We start from the raw sequence: 4,269 nt of genomic DNA, 5'->3' as shown, positions 1-4,269 counted from the left end.
CAAAACAGATGTATTGTCCGAACTCAAATACGATCCTAGTCTCAAAGTTGCCGAAATCGGTGTATTAGTCGCAGATGGCACCGTTACCCTCACTGGTTATACCACCAGCTTTGATGAGAAATTGGCAGCCGTCCATGCTGTAAAACGAGTGGCTGGGGTAGTGGCGATCGCCGACGACATCGAACTCCATATCCCCGATGCCAACCACCGCACTGATGGTGAAATCGCCGCCGCTGCTGCCCACAAAATTGCCTGGGCTACCACAATTCCCACCGGAACTGTTCAAATAACGGTGCGGAACGGTTGGATTATCCTCGAAGGTGAGGTGGAGTGGTGGTATCAGAAGAATGCCGCCGAAACCATCATGAGATCGATCGCGGGCGTTCATGGGGTATCTAGCTCGCTATCGATTAAACCCACGGATAAAATCCCCGCCGTCGGTATGGATATTGAAGCGGCGATCGATCGCAATGTCATGTTAGATGCCAGCAAGATCCGCGTCGAGATTGTCGGTAGCAAGGTCATCCTCCACGGTACCGTGCGGACGCTTGCCCAACGCGAGGAAGCCGAACGCATTGCCTGGGCTGCTAAAGGAGTATGGTCAGTGGAAGATCATCTCGCTGTCAAGTGGTCTACAAGTGGGGATTAGCAATAGAAACAAAAATGAATGATACGATCCTCTTTTTACTTAGGGTAGGTAATGAAACAACTGTTGGATAACTTACTTTAACAGACTTTAAATTCCAGCTATTTCCTTTCTATCAAACGACAGCGATATTGGGATCTTCCGAGCTTTTGGTGATCGAGGTTTGTCGAAGCTAGACTCTACTTTACGCAAATTGCCCAGAATATCCGTTTTCACCAAAAGCTCGGAAGAACCCTAACCCCTTGACATTTAACAGTTTAATCATGGTGGTGCTAGGTGACGATCGATCGATTCACAATTTGCCTCTATCCCATCCGCCAGCATCTTAGTAACTGCCAAGATATCAGCACAGCCGATTATTGGAACTAGAGACGAGTATTAAACGATACGAGAATTAACGAGTAATGCTATATGCTATCGTTTAATACCCTAATTGTTAGTAACCTAATTGCGTCTGACACGATAGATCGTTTTGGAGGTGTTATCTAAGCGCGAGTTGAGGCGACGCTGGGCGGTAGGAGTATATGTACCTTTACGCATGTGGCGGTACCGAGTTGCTTTGATGGCATTCAACCGTTGTCGAACCATCTGGCTTTCGCTTCGCGTCACAGTACCCTGACGGACACCGTTATAGAGCCGACGCTCTTGACGATAGAGACGATTGTTGACATCCTCAGCATGGGCTGTCAATGGCAGCAAAATCGCGGTACTGCATAGTAGTAGGACACTGATTAACTTTTTCATGGTCGATTTTCAATTAAGTGAATTGGTTCCATATATATTAGATTAGACTGCTCAACTGCGATTTCGGTTCCTTATTAGGAAAACATTTCATCGATTCGCATCGATCGACACTAATAGTGCGAAAAGGTTCGATTTAATTTTACCGATACATTGAATAAGAAACTATCATCCTTTATCTGAAGTATTCAGCCTACTTAATTCTGGAGATTTACATATCATCAATAATATGTAAATCCTATTTCAATCGCCGATAATAGATGACTGGCTCGGTGACAATAATTGGCTTGTTAGACGAGAATGACATTGGGATCTTCCGAGCTTTTGGTGATCGAGGTTTGTCGAAGCTAGACTCTACTTTACGCAAATTGCCCAGAATATCCGTTTTCACCAAAAGCTCGGAAGAACCCGATATTGGCGGTCGCTGTCTCCCTGCCAATTGTCGTGTCATTTAATAGCAATGCAACGTCAATATATCCTTCAAATGGACGATTCATTCAAAGCGATCGTGTCTTTATAATATGAAACGGCCTAAATCCACAACTTACAGATTAGGAAACAAGTAATGGCAGATAACGTAACTGGATCGGGCGGGTGCCCGTTCCGTGGCACCCGGATTGAAGGTGCTCAGGGCTTGGGGCCAACGCTCGAAGATTGGTGGCCGGATCGACTGCGGGTGGAGCTACTCCACCAACAGACCGATCTAGCCAATCCGCTGGGAGCCGATTTTGATTATGCTGAGGCTTTCGAGGCGGTCGATCTGGGCGAGCTAAAAAACGATATTTTCGATCTGCTCAAAACGTCTCAGGAGTGGTGGCCAGCCGATTACGGTCATTACGGCCCGCAGATGATTCGGATGGCGTGGCACGCGGCGGGCACCTATCGGATTGCCGATGGTCGCGGCGGTGCTGGCAGTGCGCTCCAGCGGTTCCTGCCGATCGAGTCATGGGTCGATAATGGCAACACCGACAAATCGCGTCGCCTCCTATGGCCGATTAAACAAAAATACGGTAGTGCGCTGAGTTGGGCAGACCTGATGGTGCTGACTGGCAATTGTGCCCTCGAAGCGATGGGTTTCAAGACCTTTGGCTTTGGTGGCGGGCGGTTGGACGGGTGGCAGGCCGATAGCGCAACTTATTGGGGTGCCGAAACCGAAATGCAGGGTCGCCAGCGGTGGCACGGCGATCCCAAAGGAGAGTATTACGACCTCGAAAATCCGGTAGCCGCATCCGAAATGTCGCTGATCTACGTCAACCCAGAAGGTCCCGGCGGCAATTCCGATCCGCTTTCTTCGGCTCGCGAAATCCGCGAAACCTTCGCGCGGATGGCGATGAATGATGAGGAAACCGTTGCACTGATCGCTGGCGGTCATGCCTTCGGCAAGAGCCACGGTGCCGTCGGCAAAGAACATATCGGCCCAGCCCCAGCAGGCGCACCGATCGAAGCGCAGGGTCTGGGCTGGAAGAATTCAGCAGGCACTGGTAACGCCGAGTTCACAATGACCAACGGGATCGAGGGTGCCTGGACTTCGGAGCCGACTAAGTGGGATGCCGAGTATCTGCATAACCTTTTCAACTTCGAGTGGGAACTGACCGAAAGCCCAGCGGGTGCCAAACAGTGGCGACCGACGGTAGCGACTCTTGAAGCCACCACGCCCGACGCGCATATCCAGGGCCAGCGCAATCCGCTGATGATGATGACCTCTGATATCGCCTTGCGTGCCGATCCAGAGTACGCCAAAATCTGTCGTCGCTACCTCGATAACATGGCAGAATTTGAGGACGCATTCTCCCGCGCCTGGTATAAGCTCACCCACCGTGATATGGGGCCTAAAGTCCGTTACCTGGGAGCCGAAGTACCAGCAGAGAGTTTAATCTGGCAAGACCCGATTCCGATGAACGATCGCGACCCGATCGACGCGACCAATATTGCCGATCTCAAAGCCAAGATCCTCGCGACAGGATTAAGCGTCTCAGAACTCGTCGGGACGGCATGGGCTTCAGCTTCGACGTTCCGCAGCTCCGACAAGCGGGGCGGCGCAAACGGAGCGCGCATCCGGCTGGCTCCCCAAAAAGACTGGGAAGTGAACCAGCCCCAACAGCTCGCTAAGGTGCTATCGGCACTCGAAGGCGTGCAGCAAGCGTTTAATCATGCCCAGACTGGTAATAAGCAAGTCTCCCTGGCCGATCTCATCGTGTTGGGCGGCTGTGCGGGTGTCGAGCAAGCCGCTCGCGATGCTGGGGTCAAAATCCAGGTGCCCTTCACGCCAGGCCGGATGGATGCCTTGCCGGAGGACACCGACATCGAGAGTTTCGAGTGGCTCCATCCGGTCGTCGATGGTTTCCGCAATTTTCAGAAACAGCAGTCTAAGGTGGCCTGTGAGGTGTTCCTAATCGATCGGGCAAACCTACTCACACTGACCGCCCCGCAACTGACGGCACTCATCGGCGGCCTGCGGGCGATCGGGATGAACTGGGACGGTTCAAAGCATGGCATGTTCACCGAGCGACCTGGCGCGTTGAGCAACGATTTCTTCGTCAACCTCTTCGACATGGCGACGGTCTGGACTGCAACCAATGACGACAAGACGACGTTTGAGGGTCGCGATCGCCAGACAGGACAGCCGAAGTGGACTGCGACCCGCGCCGATCTGGTATTTGGCTCCGATCCGCAGCTCCGAGCTGTCGGTGAAGTCTATGCCGCCAACGATGGTCATCCGAAACTGGTGCGCGATTTCGTTGCTGACCTGAGTTCGATGAAGTTTTGTCTCCTCAAACTCAGGCATTTCAACACTTTTAGGCTAACAGCAGAATTTTTTCAATTTTTGGCACATTAAAATCCACCATCAATATCATTAATAGTTGAAAAAACATTGATTTAAA

Annotated in this window: 4 protein-coding genes; 2 read left to right on the top strand and 2 right to left on the bottom strand. The window is 51.4% G+C overall.

What is annotated here, in order from left to right; translation table 11 throughout:
• The coding region (locus tag ACEW9I_RS06145; protein ID WP_373539473.1) for a BON domain-containing protein at positions 1-649 on the top strand (649 nt) is incomplete at its 5' end.
• 441 nt (positions 650-1,090) lie between these two features.
• Here the strand turns inward: ACEW9I_RS06145 and ACEW9I_RS06140 are convergent.
• On the bottom strand, positions 1,091-1,390 hold the full coding sequence (locus tag ACEW9I_RS06140; protein ID WP_373539472.1) for a hypothetical protein: 300 nt from the start codon (positions 1,388-1,390) through the stop codon (positions 1,091-1,093).
• A gap of 356 nt (positions 1,391-1,746) precedes the next feature.
• Positions 1,747-1,884, bottom strand: coding sequence for a hypothetical protein (locus tag ACEW9I_RS06135; protein ID WP_373539471.1), 138 nt, complete (start codon positions 1,882-1,884; stop codon positions 1,747-1,749).
• 68 nt (positions 1,885-1,952) lie between these two features.
• On the opposite strand from ACEW9I_RS06135, the gene katG reads away from it, so the two are divergent.
• A complete protein-coding gene (gene katG / locus ACEW9I_RS06130) occupies positions 1,953-4,223 on the top strand; it encodes a catalase/peroxidase HPI (RefSeq protein ID WP_373539470.1) in 2,271 nt (756 codons plus the stop codon).
• Positions 4,224-4,269 lie beyond the last annotated feature (46 nt).

It is taken from the genome of Chamaesiphon sp. (assembly GCF_041738855.1).
Classification (GTDB): domain Bacteria; phylum Cyanobacteriota; class Cyanobacteriia; order Cyanobacteriales; family Chamaesiphonaceae; genus Chamaesiphon.
This window is presented reverse-complemented; position numbering and strand designations above follow the sequence as displayed.

Coding starts and splice junctions, on each gene's coding strand:
- ACEW9I_RS06140 (WP_373539472.1), bottom strand. CDS start 1,390: ATGAAAAAGTTAATCAGTGTCCTACTACTATGCAGTACCGCGATTTTG.
- ACEW9I_RS06135 (WP_373539471.1), bottom strand. CDS start 1,884: ATGAATCGTCCATTTGAAGGATATATTGACGTTGCATTGCTATTAAAT.
- katG (WP_373539470.1), top strand. CDS start 1,953: ATGGCAGATAACGTAACTGGATCGGGCGGGTGCCCGTTCCGTGGCACC.